Genomic DNA, 22,290 nt, shown 5'->3' with positions numbered 1-22,290 from the left:
TGCAAATGATACTGATAATGCGCGTTAAAAACCCCCGCAATACCGTGCGACGCAATCCATACCCTTTCAGTATGTGTCGTTCCTGTGCCTGGAATGGTGCTTCATTGAGGATGTCTGTAGTTATGAAAAACATGAAAGTCAGCCTGGCCTGGCAGATTTTGCTGGCCCTGGTGCTGGGTATTCTTCTGGGTAGTTACTTGCATTATCAAAGCGACAGCCGCGAATGGCTGATTGCGAATCTCCTGTCTCCGGCGGGTGATATCTTTATCCATTTGATCAAAATGATCGTCGTGCCGATTGTGATTTCCACGCTGATCGTGGGTATTGCAGGCGTTGGCGACGCGAAACAGCTTGGTCGTATCGGCGCGAAAACCATCATCTATTTCGAAGTGATCACTACGGTTGCGATTGTGCTGGGTATTACGCTGGCGAATGTGTTCCAGCCTGGCGCAGGCATTGATATGTCGCAACTGGCGACGGTGGATATTTCGAAATACCAAAGCACCACCGCGGATGTGCAAAGCCACGCCCACGGCCTGATGGGGACGATTCTCTCGCTGGTGCCGACCAATATCATCGCGTCGATGGCGAAAGGCGATATGCTGCCGATCATCTTCTTCTCGGTGCTGTTCGGCCTCGGGCTTTCTTCTCTGCCCGCGACGCACCGCGAACCGCTGGTCACTGTGTTCCGCTCCATTTCCGAAACCATGTTTAAAGTCACCCATATGGTGATGCGCTATGCGCCGGTCGGCGTGTTTGCGCTGATCTCGGTCACGGTGGCAAACTTTGGTTTTGCCTCGCTGTGGCCGCTGGCGAAGCTGGTGATCCTGGTTTATTTCGCCATTCTGTTCTTTGCGCTGGTGGTGCTGGGTATGGTGGCGCGCATCTGCGGGCTAAGCATCTGGATTTTGATTCGCATCCTGAAAGATGAGCTGATTCTGGCGTACTCCACTGCCAGCTCCGAAAGCGTGTTGCCGCGTATTATCGAAAAAATGGAAGCCTACGGCGCGCCTGCGTCGATCACCAGCTTCGTGGTGCCGACCGGTTATTCCTTTAATCTCGATGGTTCGACGCTGTATCAAAGCATCGCGGCGATTTTTATCGCGCAGCTCTACGGTATTGATCTCTCGTTGTGGCAGGAAATTATTCTGGTGCTGACGCTGATGGTGACCTCAAAAGGCATCGCCGGTGTTCCGGGTGTCTCCTTTGTGGTGCTGCTGGCAACGCTTGGCAGCGTCGGTATTCCGCTGGAAGGTCTGGCGTTTATCGCCGGTGTTGACCGTATCCTCGATATGGCGCGTACTGCGTTGAACGTGGTGGGTAACGCGCTGGCGGTGCTGGTGATTGCCAAGTGGGAACACAAGTTTGACCGCAAAAAAGCGCTGGCTTACGAGCGCGAAATGCTCGGCAAATTTGATAAGACTGCCGATCAGTAAGCTTTTTAACCCCTTCTTTATGGAGGGGTTTTTGCCTCACCGATTTACTCTTTTACTACAGAAATCCCGTAATCTGCGGGATTCACTATTTTTTCCAGTCTCCCGAGCTGGGCCAAATCGCCCTTAGACATCATGCTACTTATATTGGTGTCCGGGAAGCGCAGGTTCTTGACGATATGCACCTTGCATGGCTTGCCTTTATTCTCAATATCCACCACCCAGCCGAGATAGCCCCCGGCGTATTTAGCCAGGCTGCCAATCGGATAGAGGCCGTAGGTCTGAATATATTCAATCACGGTCTCGCGATCGTAAGCGCTATCTGCATTGTAGAGCTTGCGATAGGCCTCCAGTGGCGAACGTGGCGGCCTGCCATTACGGGTATGCACCAACTTGTTCACCATTTTAATAATCGATACCAACTGGGCCAGTTGCGAGAGCTGCGCCGCCGTTTTTCCCTGCGGATAACCGGCCCCGTCCAGGCGTTCGCTGGCGTTGTCGATCACATCCGCACAGACCGGAGCAGGCTCCCAGCCTAACGCCTCAAGCTTGCTACGCAGTGCCGCTACATGTCCGCGTAGAATCGTCTTCTGTGCCGGATTCATATTGATCTTCAGTGACGGCAGGTCTGCGCTAATCAGCAGGGGTTTACCCAGTGTGTGCAGCAGCGCCCCCAGCACCGCCTCACGAATATCATAGTTATGCGGGTCGCGCAGCAGCATCATATCCGCCAGCTTTGCAGCGACCTGTACCGCCTGCCTGACCCAGTCGGGTTCGTCGCGCAGAATAGCCAGAGCGTAAAGAAGAGATTTGCGATCCTTCCTGACCAGATAGAGCAGTGTGTCCACACAGTCGTAGAAAATCTCATGGGGAAAAGTTTTTTGGCTTTTCATATACATCAGGCCAATCTGTAGGCGATGGGCGACTTCCTGGACTCCCTGCTCCATTGGCGTCTGGCGGGTACGTTTTTCCCGAATTTCATTTTCTCGCTGCAAGATTTTCTTCTCCTTCGCTCCGGCAATAAACAGCGGAGAGGGGTAGACCATGCTGCTGGTCATGCCGCTGCGAAAGGCGGCTTCTCTTTCTGACTCGTTGACGAAGTAATACAGCGTTTCGCTAGCGGGGGGTTGCAGATGCATAAACTGGATGCCCAGAGCTGCATGTCCGCTGCTGCCAAAGGGGCGAATATGGCGGATTTTGCCCTCGGCAAAAAAGTGCTCTCCGTTGGCAAACGCCAGCGTAATACCGGGGATTATCTGCCCGACTTCAAGGGCAATACTTTCGACCAGATCGATTTCGATCATGCAGCCGCCCACGGAGAGGTTTTTCAGCTTGCCGGAGATATTCAGTGCATGGTGATAAACATCTATATTGACTCGCGCCTGCATCCCGAGAATAAAGGGGATGCGAACATCGCCACGCTTTTCAGTAGCAAAAATGGACTCGGGAAGCTGGCACTCGAGGCGGTACAGCATTGTGTCGGTCTTAAGTGACCTTGCGGCAATATGACTCAGGCTATAGGTTTCTCGCTCGGGGAATTCCGTGCCCTTTATCACCTCAAGATCAAAACTGATTTCATCGTCCGGTAGATACTGTTGAATATCCGTTCCGGAATATTCAACGTTTAATATCATTCGGCTGGTTGTCATATCCAGCTCTGCTATATCGGCGTTTAATACGTAAGGCAGATCTTTCGTATATACCGATAAAACATAGGGGTGTTGAAGCAAAGAACGAATAACATTCGCTGCGGAAGAGGCATAAAGAGTCACTTTCAATGCACCTTTAAATCAAATGTCACTTTATATTTATGATAAAAAAATACCGCCTCCCTGAAATGGAGGTGTCATATTTAATTCATCATTCCCGCATGTTAAATACATGTCATCGTCCCATCAAAAAAACTGAACAAAACTCGGCGTCATATCATCAAAGTAAATGACAAAGAGCCACGTATTTATGCTTCTAATAAGTATTCCCAGAAAACATAAAAAAGCATGAAAAACAACAAATTAATGTTGATGTCTTTATTTGTGCAGAGCGATTTTTCGGCGAATTTTAACTAAGTGAAGGAGAAAGGTCAATATGTAAAATAGATTTAAACGATCATTAAGATAACGACGATAGCTTAGGACTATCAAAAATCATTCATCGATCATTTAAAACGATTTTCAGATTTTCAAATGGAGTGTGTAAGATTGTCCAAAAAAATATGCACAAGACATCATTACCATAGCTGAAAAATCCCTTTCTGCCATTGATGGATAAATTAAAAAAATGATAACCAAAGAAATAACTATTTCTGGGAATAAGCTACGATTAATCGCAAATTTCCAGCCTGTTATCCATCTTTCCAGAAAAAATATCTTCCGTTACGAAGCTCTCACAACATTTTATAACGAAGAAGGATCGCAGCTCTCTACTCAGGAGGTCATCGAAATCGCTGAGGGTAGTGGAGCGATCTATGAAGTGACTGACTATATATTTGACTATATTTGCCAGTTGTTAAAAAAGAAAGCGCAGCTAAATTTCGCCTTTAACCTTTCCCCCTTGCTGCTAAACGACCTCAGTTATATCAAAAAGCTCTACCAAAAATGCGTTGAACAGGGTATCGAGACACAGCGTATTGATATCAAAATCAGCGAACGCGTGACCCATCGGCAGTTGGTCGCCGGGCGTCACTGTTTGGCATACGCCAAATCATGCGGGTTTACCGTCTCGCTGGATGATTTTGGTGCCGGGAACCTATCGCGTGACAGCCTCGACGTATTCCGCTTTGATACCATCAAAATCGATCGCAGCATGATCGCAGATATCGGCAGCGATGCAGGCCGCTGGAGCCACCTACAGTCGATGATGGCTATGCTGCAACCTTTGGGCGTCAATATCGTCTGCGAGGGTGTGGAAAAAAAGACCGATTTAGAACAGCTAAAGCGCTATCGTGGGATTGCGATCCAGGGCTATATTTTCTACCGGCCTTTAACTTTCAGTCAGTTAAAGCTACTGGAAGATTTTTAAGGCGCTGAAGCACTCAGCGCTACTCTCAGTAACGCTGAATGTTAAAGCCCTCTTCCTCTGTGGGGGCCACAAAGCAGTGTGGAATGGCCCCCGTCTGGCAGATAAGCAACCCTCATCAACCCATTGCGCTTTCACGCAGGCGGGTTTTCAGCTTGTTGTATTCATCAATCACATACTGCTCGGCGGCGCGCTGATCGGCGATCGGCTCCACGCGCACGGCGCAATATTTATACTCCGGCGTTTTGGTAATCGGGCTTAAGTTCTCGGTCACCAGCTCGTTACAGGCACCAATCCACCACTGGTAGGTCATGTAGACCGCGCCTTTATTCGGCCTGTCGCTGACCTGCGCACGGGTGATGATTTTGCCTTTGCGCGAGTTGACCCACACCAGCGCGTCATCTTCAATACCGAGCCTTGCGGCATCGGCGGTGTTGATTTGTGCATAGCCGGGTTCATCCGCCAGCGCGGCGAGGGCGGCACAGTTCCCGGTCATTGAACGACAGGAGTAGTGCCCCACTTCACGCACGGTGGAGAGCACCATCGGATACTCCTCATTGAGTTTATCCATTGGCGCAACCCAGTCGCAGGTGAAGAACTGCGCTTTCCCGCTCGGGGTGTCGAACTTCTCTTTAAACAGGTACGACGTGCCCTGATCGGCATCTGATGTATCACGACACGGCCACTGGATGTAGCCCAGCTCACCCATTTTTTCGTAGGTGGCGCCGAAGAAGTCCGGGCACAGATGGCGCAATTCGTCCCAGATTTCCTGCGTGTTGTTGTAATGCATCGGATAACCCATGCGGGTAGCAATCTCACTGATGATTTGCCAGTCCGTTTTCAGATCCCACTTCGGCTCGACCGCTTTAAAGAAGCGCTGGAAGCCGCGATCCGCTGCGGTGTAGACGCCTTCATGCTCGCCCCACGAGGTAGACGGCAGAATGACATCCGCCGCGGCGGCGGTTTTGGTCATGAAAATGTCCTGCACGACCACCAGATCCAGCCCTTCGAACGCTTTACGCACTGCCGAGAGTTCGGCATCCGTTTGCAGCGGATCTTCACCCATAATGTACGCCGCGCGCACTTCGCCGTGCTCCACGCGGTGCGGCAGTTCGCTGATGCGATAGCCGGTATGGGCAGGCAAACTGTCCACGCCCCAGGCTTTGGCGAATTTCTCGCGGTGAGCATCCTCTTTCACGTACTGATAACCAGGGTAGGTATCCGGCAGGGCGCCCATATCGCAGGCACCCTGCACGTTGTTCTGCCCGCGCACCGGGTTAACGCCAACATGCGGTTTGCCAAGGTTGCCCGTCAGCATCGCCAGGCTGGTCAGGGAACGCACCGTTTCCACGCCCTGATAGAACTGGGTGACGCCCATGCCCCACAGAATGGCGGCGGTTTTTGCCCCGGCATACATACGCGCGGCCTGGCGGATCTCCTGCGCGGTAACGCCGGTGATTTCCTCGACCGATTCCGGCGTGTAGCCTTCAACAATCTTGCGATACTCTTCAAACCCTTCGGTACGTTGAGCGACAAACGCCTGGTCGTAGAGGTTTTCTTCAATAATCACATGGCCCATGGCATTCAGCAGGGCAATGTTTGAACCGTTTTTCAGTGCGACATGCATATCGGCAATACGCGCGGTTTCAATTTTGCGCGGATCGCAGACAATGATTTTCGCCCCGTTTTGTTTCGCGCGAATCACATGATTGGCGACGATAGGGTGAGAATCCGCCGGGTTGTAGCCAAAGATAAACACTAAATCCGTGTTATCGATTTCATTGATGGCATTACTCATCGCGCCATTACCGACCGACTGGTGCAGACCTGCAACCGATGGGCCGTGTCAGACACGTGCGCAGCAATCGACGTTATTGGTACCAATAACGGCGCGCGCGAATTTTTGCATGATGTAGTTGGTTTCGTTACCAGTCCCGCGCGACGAGCCGGTGGTCTGGATCGCATCCGGGCCGTACTTCGCTTTGATCTCACTCAGACGGCTGGCGACATAATCGAGCGCCTCGTCCCAGGAGACCGACTCCAGTTTGCCGCCGCGCTGGCGGCGGATCATCGGGGTTTTCAGACGGGGCGTCAGGATCTGGGTATCGTTAATAAAATCCCAGCCGTAGTAGCCTTTCAGACACAGGGTACCCTGATTGGTTTTGCCCTGTGCTGCCTCCGCCCGAACGATTTTGCCGTTATCGACCACGAGGTGAATCTTGCATCCCGAGGCGCAATACGGGCAAACCGTGACGACTTTTTTCATCACTTTCGCTCCAGTTAAAAATCGCGTTTCCGCTGTCGCCCCCGGTTATGCATCTTCTGTGCCATCGCGTTTCAGGGGGAATTGCCCGATATTACGGCGGAATTTTGCGCAAAATACTGACGAAGCGCAGGCCATCGTCAAAAGTGACGTGTCGAAAGGCGAGGGGGATGTGACCGCGGTTAAAAAACGGGCATTTATTCGCTGCATTTATAAATGGCAGCCAACAGAATGAGTCAGACTGAGTAAACGAAGCCTGACGAGAGCCAATAATAATGAAACCTGCGATCCTGGTGGTGGATGACGATACGGCGGTCTGCGCCTTACTGGAAGATGTGCTGAGCGAGCATGTCTTTACGGTTTACGTCTGCCATAACGGGCTGGACGCGGTAACGCTCTGTGCGCAGCACCCGGACATCGCGCTGGTATTGCTGGATATGATGTTGCCGGACATCAATGGCTTACGCGTGCTTCAGCAACTGCAAAAGCTGCGCCCGCAGTTGCCGGTGGTGATGCTGACCGGCATGGGCAGTGAAGCGGATGTGGTGGTCGGCCTCGAAATGGGCGCAGATGACTACATCGGCAAACCGTTTAACGCCCGCGTGCTGGTGGCGCGCGTGAACGCCGTGTTGCGGCGCACCGGCGTACTGGCTGCGGATACGACAGCGGTGAAAACCGCCGGTTTTGCCTTTAACGGCTGGCATCTTGACCCGGCGCGCTGCGAACGGCGCACCGGCGTACTGGCTGCGGATACGACAGCGGTGAAAACCGCCGGTTTTGCCTTTAACGGCTGGCATCTTGACCCGGCGCGCTGCGAACTGCTTAACCCGCAGCAGCAAGTGGTGGATCTGACGCAAGGGGAGTACAGCCTGTTACTGGCGCTGGTGCAAAATGCGCGGCGGGTATTGAACCGCGAACAGCTTCTGGCGCTGACCCACAGTGAAAGCGTGGATGTGTTTGATCGCACTATTGATGTGTTAATCATGCGCTTGCGGCGCAAAATCGAAATCAACCCTCATCAACCGGCCTTAATCAAAACCCTGCGCGGCCTTGGTTATGTTTTTGCAGCGGATGTTGCCCAGGGCGATCAAGCCGCGTAATACCCCGCCTGCTTTTTTTCACAGATTATGTGTTCTTGCTACTGCTAATCATTCATATAAATGATTATTATTGTCATTCGTATTTATAAAATGAATCGAATAACACTATCCCGCAGGGAACACTTATGTCTTTTAATGGCAAGCACACCTTCACACTCTCTTTGCTGGCACTGGCTGTTCACGCGCTTATCGCGCCAGCGCAGGCCGCAAGCAACACGCAGGACGAGATAATCGTCGATGGCAGTAGCACAGGCGCAGAAAATGACACCGCGCAGGATTACGCGGTAAAAACCACCCGTGCCGGCACGAAAATGCAGCTTACGCCGCGCGATGTGCCGCAATCTTTTAGCGTTATCACCGAACAGCGGATGAAAGATCAGAACCTCGAATCGGTGGGCGATGTGCTGAATAACGCCACCGGTGTGGCGACAGAAATCATCGACAGCGAACGCTCGGCGTACTTCGCGCGCGGCTTTTTCATCAACAATTACACCTACGACGACATTCCGACTTCGGTTAGCGACACCTGGAACTTTGGCGACGCCAGCGAAGACACGGCGATCTATGACCGCGTGGAGATCGTGCGCGGAGCGACCGGGTTAATGACCGGAGCCGGTAACCCGGCGGCGTCAGTCAATATGGTGCGTAAACATGCCGACAGCCGCGAATTTACCGGCTCGGTTTCAGCGAGCTATGGCAGTTGGAATAAACAGCGCTATGTGGCGGATCTTTCCGGCGCGCTCAACGAGAGCGGTTCGGTGCGCGGGCGGGTGATTGCCGGTTATCAGGATCAGGATAGCTGGCTCGATCGCTACCATAAGCGCAAAAAATTTGTCTACGGCGTGATTGATGCGGATGTGACGGACAACACCACCGTGTCGCTGGGCTATGACTATCAGCAAAACGACACCGGCAACCCAACCTGGGGCGGTTTACCCACCTGGTACAGTGACGGCACGCGCACCCATTACGATCGCAGCACTAACGTGTCGGCCAACTGGAGCCGTTACAACATTGATTCACGTAAAGTGTTCGCCGACGTGAAGCATGATTTTGACAACGGCTGGAGTTGGCGCGTTAACGGCACACACGGCGAGCAGACGTTCCACGATAAGCTGCTCTATATCATGGATTTTGCTGATAAAACCACCGGCGAAGGGACGAGCGGTTTTGGCAGCCAGGATAAAGGCACGCGCAAACTCGATTCTGTCGATAGCTATGCCAGCGGGCCGTTTGAACTCTTCGGGCGTCAGCATGAACTGGTGGTCGGGGCGAGTTACAGCCGCCAGCATAACGCGACTTACAGCCAGGATGGATCGCTGGATAGTACGCAAATGGGTGGTTTTAGTAACAACTGGAATGGCAACGTTGCCGAGCCAGAGTGGGAAGGGTGGTATCAGAACGCCAACGATGTGGTACGCCAGAAATCAGCCTACAGCGCGGCGCGCATTTCGCTTGCCGATCCGCTGTCGTTGATTATTGGCACGCGTTACAGCCAGTGGAGCACTAACGGCAGCAGCGGCAATATGCGCAAAAGCAACCTCACGCCTTATGGCGGCCTGGTGTATGACATTGACGATACCTGGTCGGCTTACGCCAGTTACACCTCCATTTTCCAGCCGCAGACCTACCGCGACAGTAGCGGGAAATATCTTTCGCCCGTTACCGGCAAGAACTATGAAACCGGCCTGAAATCCGACTGGATGGGGGGACGGCTGACGGCGAGCGTGGCTATTTTCCGCATTGAGCAGGAGAACGTCGGTCAGGAAGATGGGAACAATCACGTCAACGGCGGCAGCGAGCAGGCCTATTACGCGGCGAAAGGGGCGGTCAGCAAAGGCGCGGAGTTTGAACTGAACGGCGCGTTAACCGACCGCTGGCAGATGACCTTTGGCGCAACGCGCTACGTTGCCAGGGATTCAACCGGGCGCTTTAACAGCAATATGCCGCAAACCCAGTTGAAGTTGTTTACCCGTTATCAGTTGCCTATGGTGCCGGATTTGACCGTCGGCGGCGGGGTGAACTGGCAAAATCGCACCTATCAGGATGCGACCGGGCCGGATGGCGAAACCCGACGTGTTCACCAGAGCAGCTACCCGCTGGCGAGCCTGTTTGCCCGTTATCAGATCAACAAGCAGGTTGTCGTGCAGGCCAATGTAGATAACTTGTTTGACCGGGAATATTACTCATGGCTGAGTGATTACGCCGTTTACGGGCAACCGCGCAGCTATTCTGTCAGCATGGCATATCAGTTTTGATACTCATTTGTAGAGGATCGGCGTGTATGTAACGGTTGAGGTATTGTTCCGTTCACCAGGCGTTCGATGATTTCTGAAACCTCACATACGGTGAACGGGACAAGGGGGACACCGCGTCCCCCTTGTCAATCCCCGCGGCCCCGCAGGGAAATCGGTGCTTCGCACTGCGCTCACCTCTCGCGTGCCTGACTGCGGTCGGCTCGACTCGACTTACTCGCCCCGTACCGGGACTCGTTCCTGTCTCGGTTCGCCTCTGGCCGCCATCCCTGGCGTCCAGACCTTGCCATTCACGCTTCGGTTCGCCGATTTCGGCGGGGACTCAACACCCCCGCTTCAGGATTTACGCTGGAAAAAGAATTTATCGTCGCGATTTATTTGTAGGGCGGATCAGCGTAGCACCATCCGGCGATCAAGCCGCCATCTCCCGTTGCAACTCCTCCAGCGTTTTCGCGCCGTCGATGGCGTTGGCGCACAGCAGGCTGGCGCGGGCGCAGGCGTGCGCCAGTTGAACGCTTTGTTGCAGCGGCCAGGCTTCATGGCAGCCATACAAAAAACCGGCGCAGAAGGCATCGCCTGCGCCGACGCTGCCGACAATTTCCGCCGGGCTTAACATGCGCGATGGGATCCAGGCGCCGGGTCTGTCCGGCTCGTTGCCCCATGCCCCTTCCGGGCAGTGGATCACGACACGCCGTTTAACGCCCGCCGCCAGCAGTTGCGCCGCCGCGCGGCTGATATTCTCGATATGCGGTTTATCTTGCGCCGTGCGCATCTCCAGGCCACTGAATTCCCCCGCTTCTAATTCATTAATCACCAGATAATCCAGATGCCTCAGGCACGGCAGCACCAGCGGTTTATAGCGCGGGTCGCCCTTGCGTGATACCAGATCGAGCGAGGTTTCAAAACCCTGCTCGCGCATTTGCGCTAACAGCCGCGCGCTGCGCGTACCGTACTGTTCATCCGGCATGTCGAGGCTATCGAGCAGCAAAAGATAGCCAAGATGGAAAATCTTCATACTGCTATCGAGCCGATCAAAGGCGGCTAAATCCAGCAAACGGTTCGCCCCAGGCGAATGGAAAAAAGTGCGCTGGCCGGAAGGATCGGTCATTACCTGCGACATCGAGGTGGGCGCAGAGGGCGTGCGCTGCACATGCTGGCGATTCACATGGTACTGATCCAGCATCGCCATAATGTAATCACCGTCGCTGTCTTCCCCCACCAGACCGACCGCCTGCAACGGCAGCGCGACATGCATTTTGGCTATCGTTAGCAGTACATTAAGCGGCGCACCGCCCGTAGAACGCTCGCTTTGCGTGATCTCCGCCAGCCAGCCGCGCTCCGGCCACTGCGCAATGTGGTGCACATGATCCACCAGCATATTCCCGGCGGCGATCACCCCCTGGCGGCTCATCAGAGCTGCCCCGCGCTACCAAAAATGCGCATCTGCCCGGCGACGGTATCGGTAATCGCCTCTTCAATGCCGAGCAGCAACTGCGCGAACTCGTCATACAGCGGCTGACGGTTCGCCATGCGCTGCTCAATTGCGCCCAGCGCCGCCTGCGACATCCCGGTGTAGAAATTGATTTTATGAATGCCCAGCGAAATCGCGCGGCGAAAATCCGCATCGCTAATGCCCGAACCGCCGTGCAACACCAGCGGCAGGCCGGTCTGCTGGCGGATGGCATCAAGGCGCGCAAAATCGAGTTTCGGTTCGCCTTTGTATTTGCCGTGCGCATTGCCAATCGCCACCGCCAGCGTGTCGATACCGGTGCGATCGACAAAATCCCGCGCCCGTTCAGGGTCGGTAAAACAGGCTTCATCGGCGTGACCATACAGCGCACCGCCTTCATCGCCGCCGACCGCGCCCAGCTCCGCTTCAACCGAGACACCCACGGCGTGGCACATCTTCACCACTTCCCGCGTCTGGCGAATATTCTCTTCGTACTCCAGCGTTGAGCCATCAAACATCACCGAGCTGAAACCCAGGCGCAGGGCGCGCACCACCGACTCAAAATGCAGCCCGTGATCGAGATTCAGCACCACCGGAATATCGCTGCGGGCGGCTTCAAACTTCACCGCCTCGACCAGCGACTCCAGCGAGACATACTTAAAGTGCACTTCGGCAATATTGATAATAAACGGCGAGCGCTCCTGTTTTGCGGCGGCAAACAACGCGCGTAAAAAGTGGGAGTCGAGCACGTTAAACGCGCCTAAGGCGTACTGGTGATCGCGAGCGTGCGCCAGGCCCTCGGCAAGGGAAATCATCGGCATAACAGCCTCCTTTACCCCAAAAACAGCGAGTACTCATTGCAGAGCACCAGTTGTGCTGGTTCATCTTCCAGCACGTCGTTAAAGCGATTCACCGGGTGCAGAAAGTGGTTGTCGTGGTCATCATCGTTGACCGATGACACTTCCCCGACCAGCACATCGCCGAAACCCGGTTCGCCCCAGAAGCTGTGATACAGCCCGGGCGTAAGACAAATACTTTCCCCTGGTGAGAGGCGCAGCTGGCTGCCCGCCGCGTGTGCTTGTCGGCAGCCATCAATGACCACGGTAACGTCGGTGCTGACGGTTTCGTCGTGCGCACCGGCGTTCCACAGTTCAATAATTAAATTACCGCCGCCGCGATTAATGATGTCCTCGCGTTTACGCCAGTGAAAATGCATCGGCGTCACCTGCGCGTCGCGCACGTGCATGATTTTTTCCGCATAGCATTTTTCATACGGCGCGCCACCTGGCGAGCCGTTACGCAGGGTAAACAGCGTCAGCCCCTGGGCGAAGAAGTTCTCGCTGCCGAAGGCGGTGACATCCCACCCCAGTTTCAGGTCGAACACTTCGCGCCAGGCCTCTTCGTCCAGTTGCTGCCATTTCGTTGGCGGAAAACTGGCGAAAGGCGGCAGATGTACATCGTGCATGGAGAAAAACTGCCGGGTATGGCCGAGAATTTCATTAATGGCGGAGCGTTTCATACTCTCTCCCGCGTGGGCATTCCCCCTCCCGGCGGGAGAGGGAGATGCACGTTATTTCACCGTCCAGCCTTTGTAATTGCTGACGCTTTGTTTATCGATCAGGGTGACCGGGATCAGCACCGGCTCTTTCGGCGCGGGCTTGCCTTGCAGGATGTCGTAACCGATCTCCACGGCGCGCGCCGCCATCACTTGCGGATCCTGTGCTGGCGTTGCGACAAACAGCGAGTTTTTGCGCTTCAGCGCCTCTTCACCGTCCGGGCTGCCGTCGACGCCAACAATAAAGAACTCGTTACGTTGCGCCTGTTTAGCTGCCAGATCGGCCCCGATCGCTGTCGGATCGTTGATGGCGAATACGCCGTCGATTTTCGGGTTGGCGGCAAGCAGTGAGGTCATCACTTCCAGCCCGCCTTCACGGCTGCCTTTGGCGTTCTGGTTATCGGAAAGCACCTTGATGTCCGGGTGGCGCTTAAACTCGGTCTGGCAGCCTTCAACGCGGTTTTGCACCGCAGAAACCGGCGGCCCGTTGATGATCACCACATTGCCTTTACCTTTCAGGCGGTCGGTAATGTACTTACACGCCATCTCGCCTGCCTGGGTGTTATCGGAGGTGATAGTGGCGTCGGCACCTTCTGCCGCCACGTCAACCGCCACCACCACAATCCCGGCCTCTTTCGCCCGTTTGACCGCCGGGCCAATGCCTTTCGAATCGGCGGCATTGAGGATAATCATGTCGACTTTCGCGGCAATAAAGTTATCAATTTGCGTGACCTGCTGGCCCAGATCGTAGCCGCTGGAAACCAGCGTCACTTTGACCTGATCGCCCGCCAGTTTGCGCGCTTCCAGCTCCGCGCCTTTGGTGATTTGTACAAAGAAGGGGTTAGCCAGATCGCCCACCGTCACGCCGATGGATTTCAGATCTTTGGCCTGCGCAAACGGCGTGCTGGCCAGTATTGCAGCCGCACAGAGCGCAGTGACAAGAGGTTTAAGACGCATGCTGTAATCCTCACTTATGTTGCTGTTTTGTAGGGTATTGTTATGCTGCCTGATGATGCCGGGTACGGTATTTGTCGATCAGCACCGCTATGATGATCACCGCCCCTTTGATCACCAATTGCCAGAAATAGGAGACGCCCATCAGCGTCATGCCGTTGTTGAGCGTGGCGATAATCAATGCGCCAACCAGCGTGCCGGTGATGGTGCCGATACCGCCGACAAAACTGGTGCCGCCGAGGATAACCGCCGCAATGGCATCCAGCTCGTAACCCATGCCGAGGTTGCCGTTAGCGCTGTAGAGCCTTGATGCGCTCATCACCCCGCCAAGGCCGGAGAGCAAGCCGCTCATGCCGTAAACGAAGAGTAAAACCAGCCACACTTTGATGCCGGTCAGGCGTGCCGCCTGCATATTGCCGCCGACGGCATAAATATGAACACCGAGCGTGGTGCGGCGCAGAATAAACCAGCACAGCACAATCACCGCCAGCGCGATCACCACCAGCCACGGCACCGGGCCGAGATAGTTATTGCCGATCCATTCAAAACTGATATCGGAATTGATAACCGTAGTGCCATCTGCCAGCAAATAGGCCGCGCCACGCAGCGCGGTGTAAGTCCCGAGGGTGACGATAAACGGCGGCAGCCCGGCAAACGCCACCAGTGCGCCGTTAAATAAGCCGAGGACCAGGCCAAGCATTAACGCCGCCGGAATCGACAGCATCGACAACTCCGGGATCAGCGAGACCACCATTGCCGCCACTGCGGTGGTGCCGAGAATCGAGCCGACGGAGAGATCAATCCCGCCGGTGAGAATGATAAAAGTCATCCCCGCTGCCAGCACAATGTTGATTGACGCCTGGCGGGTGATATTCAGCAGGTTGCTTTCGGTAAAGAAGTTCGGCGCGATAAAGCCAAATACCGCCACGATCAGAATAAGAATCGGCAAGATGCCGACGGTTTGCATCAAATCGCCCATCAGCACTTTTTTTGCGGAAGCGGATTTCGCCTCTTGCTGCGGCGTGGTGGCTGCGTGTTCTTTCGATTCAGTCATGGTGTACCGCCTGGTGATGGGATTCGTTAACGCCGGTCGCCAGCGTCATGATGTTTTCCTGGGTTATCTCGCCGTTGTGCAGTTCCCCGGCAATGCTGCCTTCGCGCATCACATACACGCGATCGCTCATGCCGACCACTTCCGGCAGCTCGCTGGAGATCATCAAGATCGCCACGCCTTTGCGCGCCATCTGGTTCATGATCCGGTAGATCTCGCTTTTTGCGCCGACATCCACCCCGCGCGTTGGCTCATCAAGGATCAGAATGCGCGGGCCGATCGCCACCCAGCGGGAGATCAACAGCTTTTGCTGGTTACCGCCGGACAACCCGCCCGCTCGCACTTGCGCGTGCGGTACGCGGATATTGAGTAACTTGATGGCGTCATCGGAGATCGACTGCGCTTTTTTACGATCCAGCATCCCCCAGGCCGCATCGCGCTCCAGCGTCGCCATGGTGATGTTTTCCTGCGCCGCCAGTTCGAGAAACAGCCCTTGCTCTTTGCGGTTCTCCGTCAGAAAACCGATGCCTAAATCAATGGCTGCGCGCGGAGAGTGGATAACCACCGGATCGCCATCTACTTCAATCATGCCGCCGGTGGCTTTGCGCACGCCGAAGATGAGTTGCGCCAGCTCCGATCGCCCGGCGCCCACCAGCCCGGCGAGGCCGACAATCTCCCCGGCGCGCACCTGCAAGCTGACCGGCTGAATTTTTTCGCCATCGGTCAGGTGATGGATAGTCAGGCGCGGGTTACCGAGCGGAATATCGCGCTCTTTATTAAACAGATCGCTTAACGGCCGACCGACCATCATGCGCACCAGTTCAGAGGCGTTGAGTTTGTCGCGGGTCAGGCTGCCGACATACTGGCCGTCGCGCAGGACGCTGACGCGATCCGAGAGTTCATACACTTCCGCCATGCGGTGGCTGATATAGATAATCGCCATCCCTTCATCGCGCAGGCGCATGATCAGTTCAAACAGACGGTGCGTTTCGCGCGAAGAGAGGGCGGCGGTGGGTTCGTCCATCACCAGAATGCGGCTGTTGCGATGCAGAGCGCGGGCGATTTCCACCTGCTGCTGCTCGGCAATGGTCAGCTTCATTACCCGGTCGGTGGCGCTAAAGTTGGCCCCGAGACGGTTAATCACCGCCTGCGCTTGCGCAGCCATCTCTTTACGCTGCACCAGCCCGCCGCGCGAGATTTCGCTGCCGAGGAAGATGTTCTCCGCCACCGTTAAGTTAGGCGCGAGCTGCATCTCCTGATAGATAAGCGTAATGCCTGCCGCCAGCGCGTCTTTCGGGCTTTTAATGCTGTAGGGCTGGCCGTCGATCAGGATCTCGCCGCTGGTTGCGCCGTAGGCACCGGCGAGAATTTTCATCAGCGTGCTTTTCCCGGCGCCATTTTCACCCATTAACGCGTGGATCTCGCCAGGCCAGACCGTCAGGTCCACCCCTTTAAGCGCGTAAAACTTGCCAAAGGCTTTGGCAATGTTGCGCATCTCCAGAACGGGCATGTTGCTCATGACGACGCTCCCACGATTGATGATTTCCGCACTTCATCACACGTTGGTAAATGCACAATGTCAGAAGCTGTTCATATTTGTCATAGTTACGCCACGCAACCGTTCTGACTTCTCCTGGAGCCGCTATGCCGCAGCGCACCAACCCTTTTTTCACCAGCGCCCGTGGGCGGTTATTGTTTTTTAATTTGCTGGTGGTGGCAGTGACGTTAATGGTCTGCGGCGTGGCGGTGCTCGGTTTTCGCCATGCCAGCCAGATTCAGGAACAGGTGCAACAGCAGACGCTGGATGATATGACCAGCAGCATGAACCTGGCGCGCGACACCGCAAGCGTCGCCACTGCGGCGGTGCGCCTGTCGCAGGTGGTGGGCGCGCTGGAGTACAAAGGGGAAGCCGAGCGCCTGAAAGCGACGCAAAGCGCATTGCAACGCTCACTTGGCCAACTGGCGAATGCGCCGCTGGCAAGCGTGGAGCCGCAACTGGTGGCGCAAATTACCGGGCGCAGCCATGAACTTCAGCAAAGCGTCACCGAGATGCTGCAACGCGGCCAGCGCCGCCATCTGGAGCGTAACGCGCTGCTCAGTTCCCTCTACCAGAACCAAAGTTATTTGCGCCATTTGCAGGATATTGCCCTGCGCGATAACGGAAACATTCCTGACCCGCGCCTGCTGGCAGAGATGGACCGGCTGATTATCGCCGCCATTGAAACCCCGTCGCCACGCGCCACCATTGCACAACTGACGGCAGTAATGGCGCAATTGCCCATTCGTGCGAGTGATCCGCTGGTGACGTTTATCCTGCCGGATTTCAGCGCGGAGTTGCGCAAGCTGGAGCCGCTCTCGCGCCAGCTTGAAGCGAGCGATTTGGCGATTAGCTGGTCGATGTTTCATATCAAAGCGCTGGTCGCCCTGCTGAACAGCGATATTAATCAGTACGTTGCCGAAGTGGCGCAGGCCTCTGAGCAGCGCACGGCGCAAAGCCACCAGGAGTTGCGCTCGATCATCGTCTTTATCAGCGTCTTCGCCCTGCTGGCGCTGATTATTACCGGCTTTGCGGGCTGGTATATCTACCGCAATTTGGGGTCGAACCTTACCGCCATTTCCCGCGCCATGTCGCGGCTGGCCCACGGCGAGCAGGACGTTTCCGTGCCTGGGTTGCAACGGCGCGACGAACTGGGCGAACTGGCGCGGGCGTTTAACGTTTTTGCCCGCAATACCGCCTCGCTTGAGCACACCTCAAAACTGTTAAAAGAGAAAAGCACGCAACTGGAAACCACGTTTCATGCGATGCGTGACGGCTTTGCCCTGTTCGACAATCAGGGGAATCTGGTGGTGTGGAACCCGCAATATCCGCTGCTGCTGGGGCTTGGCGACGGGGCGCTCCAGCGCGGGCAGCACTATCAGAGCCTGCTGCGGCTGGTGAGCGATCTCCCTGGTCATGTGCAGGAAAACCTGACGCGCCCGATCCCAAAAACCCAGGAGTTGCGCCTGGCGGATAACCGCACCATTGAACTGCGTTTCAGCCCGGTGCCGGGGCGCGGGATGGTCAATGTGGTGCTGGATCGCACCGAGCGCAAAGGGCTGGAAGAGGCGCTGCTGCATAGCCAGAAGATGAAAGCGGTCGGCCAGCTTACGGGCGGGTTAGCCCATGATTTTAACAACCTGCTGGCGGTGATTATCGGCAGCCTGGAACTGGTTTCAACGGACTTACCCGATGCGGCGCGTATCTCGCGGGCGCTGAAAGCCGCCGAGCGTGGCGCATTGCTGACTCAGCGGTTGCTGGCGTTTTCCCGCAAGCAATCGCTGCATCCGCACGCGGTAGAGATGCAGGCGCTGCTGGAAAATCTCGGCGAGCTGATGCGCCACTCGCTGCCCGCCACGCTGACGCTGGCAATTGAAGCCCAGCATCCGGCATGGCCAGCGTGGATTGACGTCGGGCAGCTGGAAAACGCCATCATCAACCTGGTGATGAACGCCCGCGATGCGATGGAGGGACAAAGCGGCGTGATTAAAATACGCACCTGGAACCAGCGCGTGACGCGCAGCGACGGGCGCAAGCAGGATATGGTGGCGCTGGAGGTTATCGATCGCGGTTGCGGCATGTCGCAAGAGGTGAAAGCGCAGGTGTTTGAACCCTTCTTTACCACCAAACAGACCGGCAGCGGCAGCGGGCTTGGCCTGTCGATGGTCTACGGCTTTGTGCGCCAGTCCGGCGGGCGGGTCGAAATCGAAAGTGCGCCTGGGCAGGGGACAACGGTGCGTTTGCAACTGCCACGCGCGGCGGTGCAGGTCACCAGCGCCGTTGAGCCGGATATTGCCCAAGGCAGCGATAACCGCGACACGCTGATTCTGGTGCTGGAAGATGAAGCCGATGTGCGCCAGACGCTCTGCGAGCAGCTTCATGAACTCGGTTATCTGACGCTGGAGGCAGAGAGCGGCGAACAGGCTTTACAGATGCTGGGCGCATCAGCGGACATCGGCGCATTAATCAGCGACTTAATGCTGCCGGGGCGGCTAAGCGGCGCGGAGGTGATCAGCGCCGCGCGCCAACATTATCCCCATTTACCGTTGCTGCTGATTAGCGGCCAGGATCTGCGCCCGGTGCATAACCCGGCGCTACCGGATGTCGAACTGTTGCGCAAACCGTTTACCCGGCTGCAACTTGCCCAGGCGTTGCGGCGTATCGCCGCCTAGTACGACGTTTCCAGTGACTGGCTTCACAGTGCGAAGAAAAGTCTGCTTGCTACATCGCATCACGCCCGATAAATTATCCGCCGTCAGGATAGTGACGCGATAAAGGCTAAACCTGAAACCCACGCCGGTTTATTTCACCCGGTTTGTGAGTTTCAGGTTTTTTTGTTTTTCTACGTCGGAAAAAAATAAAAGGAAATAAAAATGAGAAAAGGATTAATGGCATTTTTTCTGCTTTTCAGCGCCTGTTCGCTACAGGCAAGTGAAGTAGAACTGACGCTTCTGCACACCGGAGATACCCACGGGCGCGGCATGAGTGAGGAGGGCATTGGTTACGGTAAAATAAGCGCTTACGTTAAAACATTACGTAATAACTCGCCGAATGTGCTGTTGCTGGATGTCGGTGATGCGATGAGCGGAATGCCGGTAACAGACCTGGCGCTGGGTGAACCCAATGTCCGCGCGATGAATACCATGGCTTATGATGCTTTTACGCCGGGCAATGCAGACTTTATTTTCGGCGGGCCGGAAGTGTTGTCCCTGCGGGATAAAGCCAATTTCCCGTTTGTCTCTGCCAATATTCACTATCAGAATAAACTTGCCTTTCGTCCCTTTATTATCAAAAAAGTTGCCGGGCTGAATATCGCTATTATCGGCGTCTCGCCGCTGAATGCGATGGTCGCCACCACGGAAAATAAACTGGCCGGGTTTAGCGTCAGCGATCCGATCAAAGCGGTACAGGAGACGGTGGCGCAGGTTAAAGACCAGAGCGATCTGATTATTGTGCTGGCGCATATCGGCAAAACCGACCCGGACGTCAACATTATGAAACTGGTGGCCGTCGTGCCGGAGATCGATGTGCTGGTGGACGGTCATGACCATATTGCCGTGCAAGGGGGCAAACAGATGGGCAAAACCGTGATGGTTAACGCCGGGCAATATGGCGACTATCTCGGGCAACTGCGCTTAACGGTGAAAGATAAGAAAATTGTCGCGTGGAATGAAAAACTGCTGGATGTGGCGGCGTTAGCCTCCGTCAAAGCCGATGGCGAAACGCAGGCCTGCATCGACCAGGCGCAGGCCGATAACGCTGAAATGCTCAGCCAGGTCGTCATGACGCTGCCTTTTACCCTTGATGGCGAGCGCAAACATGTGCGTTCCGGGCAGACTAATCTGGGTTCGGTGATGGCCGATGCGGAGCGGGAATACACCAAAGCGGATATCGCCTTTACCGTCGGCGCGTTTTTGCGTGACAGCATCCAGGCCGGGCCGGTGACTTACGGGCAGGTATTAAATGCGCTGCCGTTTCGTCTGCCGCTGGTCACCCGAGAAATGACCGGCCAACAGATCAAAGATTTTATTGAGCATAATTATCTGCAACAGAACATTATTTCTGGCGCGTATGCTCACGTCAGCGGCATGACTTTCACAGTGGATTTCGCCCAACCGGCGGGTTCCCGCATGACGGCAATTTTGGTTAACGGCAAACCATTGGCGCTGGACAAAACGTATCGAGTGGCCTGTAACGAACAGGTCAGCGATTTTGGTATTCGCGAAATAGCGATTCGCGAACGATATGATGTGCCGATGGCGACTTTACTGACGGACTACATCAACAAACATCCGACATTGTCTCCACCCACAGCACGCGTAAATTTTATTCACCCGGCGGGGTGATTTGGTTTTAACGCGTTCAGGCAGGGACTCGCAGCCCAAGCCGCAATGGAACAATATCTTCCAGCAGGGCAACCAGTTGCGGGTCCATAAAATGGTAATGATTCGGGATATTCAGCACATACACCGGTTTATGCTGCACCAGACGGCTAAAGTCGGTCAGGATCCGGCTTTTGTGTTCTTCTTCCATGACGCAAATAACATCTGCCCAGGAAATAATGGCAGGCGAGACGGTTTTTCTTGCCTGGCGTAGCGTGCCAGCGGAGCGGGCATTCAGCCCTGGATAGCGACGAAACACATGCTCAGCCGTGGGGCTGCGCCATTGGTTCCGGCTGCAAATAAAAAGCACATTCATGGCAAGTTAATACTCTTCAAAGCCGCGTTGAGCTTATCAACTATTGTCACACGCGGGTATTAAGACCCAGCTGCGATATACGCAACCCTCGGTGCGAGTCTGTCCGCTTTATCCTTCAAACGACCTCATTACAGGCTGCTGCAATTCGTCCCGGCTCCGCAGGGCGCTGCGGGACGAATATATCCGTAATATGCGGTCTAATCTAGCACAATCCGCTGACCATCATAACCCGCCTCAAACCCTGTCGGCAGCGCGTTTTTCATCATCCATTGATCAAAGACATGGCTGATATGCGTTAGGATAACTCTTGGACAACCAATTACCGCGTTAAGGGCGACAATAGCACTTAAATCATTGTGGTTTTTCGGAATTTCCGCGCGTGGCTCATAACTACAATCTATGACAACAACCTGTGGGCGATTATTAAGCAAAAACTTCAGCGTCTTGTCAGGTAACCCGGCGGTATCCGTCAGCCATGCCACCCGGCTGTGCGCCGACTCCAGCAGGTAGCCAAAGGTTAATTTCGAGTGGTTAAGGGGAAGGGGGGTGACTTGTAAACCTTGCAGGTCGAACACCACAAACGGCTCAACCGTATGGCTGAAATCGAGCAGACCGGGGTGTTTAAACAGATCGTCGCAGCCTTCTTCGTCCGGCGGGCCGTAAACCGGGATTTTTTCACCCACGCCCCAGCGCAGCGGGAACAGACCCTGCACATGATCCATATGGTAGTGGGTGAGCAGAAACTGCTGAAAGTGCCCGGCGGGAAATCTGTCCATCAGGTCCGGCATACCGGCGTCGAGCAGCGTCACCGCATCGTTAAATTGCACCACGCCGCTACAGGGCTTGCGCCGATAAGCTTCATTCAGGCGGGCGCGGCGACAGGCGGCGCAGTCGCAGCCGAAAACCGGTACTAACTGTGCGCCGCCGGTGCCGGTAAGGATAATTGTCAGGCTCATAACGCCTCGCTATAACGGTTGAG

The 22,290-nt window shown here is 55.2% G+C and carries 16 protein-coding genes; 6 read left to right on the top strand and 10 right to left on the bottom strand.

The genetic code is table 11. The features are described from left to right. Positions 1-122: 122 nt before the first annotated feature. Positions 123-1,436: a glutamate/aspartate:proton symporter GltP gene (gltP, locus tag Q5705_11875; protein WLI75298.1), complete on the top strand. Its 1,314-nt coding sequence runs from the start codon at positions 123-125 to the stop codon at positions 1,434-1,436. A gap of 44 nt (positions 1,437-1,480) precedes the next feature. Here the strand turns inward: gltP and Q5705_11870 are convergent, their stop codons facing one another. Continuing rightward, the gene (locus Q5705_11870) at positions 1,481-3,205 is read right to left on the bottom strand and encodes a PilZ domain-containing protein (GenBank protein WLI75297.1); all 1,725 of its coding nucleotides are present in this window, start codon (positions 3,203-3,205) and stop codon (positions 1,481-1,483) included. 505 nt (positions 3,206-3,710) lie between these two features. Here Q5705_11870 and Q5705_11865 point away from each other — a divergent pair. Further along, complete coding sequence (locus Q5705_11865; GenBank protein WLI75296.1) at positions 3,711-4,451, top strand: EAL domain-containing protein; 741 nt, start codon at positions 3,711-3,713, stop codon at positions 4,449-4,451. A gap of 115 nt (positions 4,452-4,566) precedes the next feature. Here Q5705_11865 and fdhF read toward each other — a convergent pair whose 3' ends face one another. Continuing rightward, on the bottom strand, positions 4,567-6,714 hold the full coding sequence (fdhF, locus tag Q5705_11860) for a formate dehydrogenase subunit alpha (GenBank protein WLI75295.1): 2,148 nt from the start codon (positions 6,712-6,714) through the stop codon (positions 4,567-4,569). Positions 6,715-6,986: 272 nt separating this feature from the next. Between fdhF and Q5705_11855 the strand changes: the two genes are divergently transcribed. Continuing rightward, positions 6,987-7,811 (top strand): response regulator transcription factor, encoded by an 825-nt coding sequence (locus Q5705_11855; GenBank protein ID WLI75294.1) that lies wholly within the window; start codon positions 6,987-6,989, stop codon positions 7,809-7,811. A gap of 125 nt (positions 7,812-7,936) precedes the next feature. Continuing rightward, complete coding sequence (gene fhuE / locus Q5705_11850) at positions 7,937-10,069, top strand: ferric-rhodotorulic acid/ferric-coprogen receptor FhuE (protein WLI75293.1); 2,133 nt, start codon at positions 7,937-7,939, stop codon at positions 10,067-10,069. Between the two features lie 409 nt (positions 10,070-10,478). On the opposite strand, the gene Q5705_11845 is transcribed toward fhuE, so the two are convergent. From Q5705_11845 to Q5705_11820, 6 genes are read right to left on the bottom strand one after another with little or no spacing between them, the layout of a single operon-like run. Beyond that, positions 10,479-11,477 carry a carbohydrate kinase family protein gene (locus Q5705_11845; GenBank protein ID WLI75292.1) on the bottom strand — a complete coding sequence of 333 codons (999 nt, stop codon included), beginning with the start codon at positions 11,475-11,477 and terminating at the stop codon, positions 10,479-10,481. Beyond that, the gene (locus tag Q5705_11840; protein ID WLI75291.1) at positions 11,477-12,337 is read right to left on the bottom strand and encodes a ketose 1,6-bisphosphate aldolase; all 861 of its coding nucleotides are present in this window, start codon (positions 12,335-12,337) and stop codon (positions 11,477-11,479) included. The genes Q5705_11845 and Q5705_11840 overlap by 1 nt, the downstream gene beginning before the upstream one ends. Before the next feature lie 11 nt (positions 12,338-12,348). Then, entirely contained in the window at positions 12,349-13,035 is a 687-nt protein-coding gene (locus Q5705_11835) for a D-lyxose/D-mannose family sugar isomerase (GenBank protein WLI75290.1), read from the bottom strand. A gap of 51 nt (positions 13,036-13,086) precedes the next feature. Then, a complete protein-coding gene (locus tag Q5705_11830) occupies positions 13,087-14,028 on the bottom strand; it encodes an ABC transporter substrate-binding protein (protein WLI75289.1) in 942 nt (313 codons plus the stop codon). Between the two features lie 40 nt (positions 14,029-14,068). Next, complete coding sequence (locus Q5705_11825; GenBank protein ID WLI75288.1) at positions 14,069-15,079, bottom strand: ribose ABC transporter permease; 1,011 nt, start codon at positions 15,077-15,079, stop codon at positions 14,069-14,071. Next, a complete protein-coding gene (locus Q5705_11820) occupies positions 15,072-16,595 on the bottom strand; it encodes a sugar ABC transporter ATP-binding protein (protein WLI75287.1) in 1,524 nt (507 codons plus the stop codon). The genes Q5705_11825 and Q5705_11820 overlap by 8 nt, the downstream gene beginning before the upstream one ends. 125 nt (positions 16,596-16,720) lie before the next feature. Here Q5705_11820 and Q5705_11815 point away from each other — a divergent pair, with 125 nt between their 5' ends. Next, a complete protein-coding gene (locus Q5705_11815; GenBank protein ID WLI75286.1) occupies positions 16,721-19,285 on the top strand; it encodes an ATP-binding protein in 2,565 nt (854 codons plus the stop codon). Positions 19,286-19,486: 201 nt separating this feature from the next. Next, positions 19,487-20,959: a bifunctional UDP-sugar hydrolase/5'-nucleotidase gene (locus Q5705_11810; GenBank protein WLI75285.1), complete on the top strand. Its 1,473-nt coding sequence runs from the start codon at positions 19,487-19,489 to the stop codon at positions 20,957-20,959. Between the two features lie 16 nt (positions 20,960-20,975). On the opposite strand, the gene Q5705_11805 is transcribed toward Q5705_11810, so the two are convergent. Together Q5705_11805 and phnP are read right to left on the bottom strand one after the other, a co-directional pair. Further along, complete coding sequence (locus Q5705_11805) at positions 20,976-21,311, bottom strand: phosphotyrosine protein phosphatase (protein WLI75284.1); 336 nt, start codon at positions 21,309-21,311, stop codon at positions 20,976-20,978. Positions 21,312-21,508: 197 nt separating this feature from the next. After that, positions 21,509-22,267, bottom strand: a complete 759-nt coding sequence (phnP, locus tag Q5705_11800) for a phosphonate metabolism protein PhnP (protein WLI75283.1) — start codon at positions 22,265-22,267, stop codon at positions 21,509-21,511. Positions 22,268-22,290 lie beyond the last annotated feature (23 nt).

The sequence above is a fragment of the Kosakonia sp. H02 genome (assembly GCA_030704225.1).
Classification (GTDB): Bacteria; Pseudomonadota; Gammaproteobacteria; order Enterobacterales; family Enterobacteriaceae; genus Kosakonia.
The sequence above is the reverse complement of the archived record's forward strand: the minus strand, read 5'-3'. Positions and strand labels throughout refer to the sequence as shown.